Origin of the sequence: Thalassotalea sp. G20_0 (genome assembly GCF_017744175.1) — a bacterium.
Classification (GTDB): domain Bacteria; phylum Pseudomonadota; class Gammaproteobacteria; order Pseudomonadales; family Endozoicomonadaceae; genus Endozoicomonas.
In genome coordinates, this window is record NZ_JAGHQV010000220.1 from 1 (window position 1) to 1,224 (window position 1,224).

Genomic DNA, 1,224 nt, shown 5'->3' on the forward strand with positions numbered 1-1,224 from the left:
GTAATGGGGGGCGACCGGGTACGCTCTGCCAAGCCAAATTGCAGCCATGACAATGATGGATTGTTCCTCTTCATTATCCGGGGATGTATTTTCCAGGCGAGTAAACAGGTCATCAATGTGCTTTTCAAGCACGTTATTTTTATTGGCATTGGGGATCAGAGCCAACCTGGCACAGCATACCATTGCTCCCCAGAGAGACATCAATATCTCTTGCTGAGAGAACTGAGGGGTTTCACTGAATCGGTAAACAAGCGATTCGAAGGTGGATGTAACCATATTCAGCTCAACTAGTTCACCCAGTTTGGCCATGGCCCACAGCAGGTTGGCGATATGCTGGGGAAGAAAGTGGTCTTTCTGTGCGTTCACGTGGGGCAATAGTCCGGCCAAGGTCTCTTTGAGCCTTGGGGTGCACTCTGGCCCTTTGTCTGCCAGTTTCGCCATGGCCCACAGCAGTGTGGTGATTTCCTGTGGGTTAAAGTGAGCTTTCTCTGCGCTCACATGGGGCAACAGTGCGGCTGCGGCCTTGTTGAGTCCAGGTGTCCGTGCCTGCCCGTTGTGGACCAGTTTTGCCATGGCCCACAGCAGGTTGGCGATTTCCTGGGCATTAAATTGGTCTTTCTGTGCGTTCAGGTGAGGTAACAGTGCGGCCACAGCCTCTTTAAGCTCTGCTGTCCACTTTTGCCCGTTGTCCACCAGTTTCGCCATGGCCCACAGCAGGTTGGCGATATGCTGAGGAATAAATTGGTCTCTCTTTGCGTTCACGTGTGGCAACAGCGCGGCCAGGGCCTCTTTGAGCCGTGGTGTTTGCTCCTGCCCGTTGTCCACCAGTTTCGCCATGGCCCACAGCAGGTTGGCGATTTCCTGTGGTTTAAAGTTAGCTTTCTGTGCCTTCACTTGGGGCAACAGCGCGGCTACGGCCTCTTTGAGCCCTGGTGTCCGCTCCTGCCCGTTGTCCACCAGTTTCGCCATGGCCCACATCAGGTTGGCGAGTTGTTGAGGAATAAATTGGTCTTTCTGTGCGTTCACGTGGGGGAATAGCGCGGCTACGGCCTCTTTGAGCCCTGGTGTCAGCTCCTGCCCGTTGTCCACCAGTTTCGCCATGGCCCACATCAGGTTGGCGAGATGCTGAGGAATAAATTGGTCTTTCTGTGCGTTCACGTGGGGGAGTAGCGCGGCTACGGCCTCTTTGAGCCCTGGTGTCAGCTCCTGCCCGTTGTCCACCAG

The 1,224-nt window shown here is 54.8% G+C and carries 1 protein-coding gene; it reads right to left on the reverse strand.

What is annotated here, in order from left to right; all coding sequences use genetic code 11:
* The coding region (locus J7438_RS25625) for a DUF1601 domain-containing protein (protein WP_209278869.1) at positions 1-1,224 on the reverse strand (1,224 nt) is incomplete at both ends.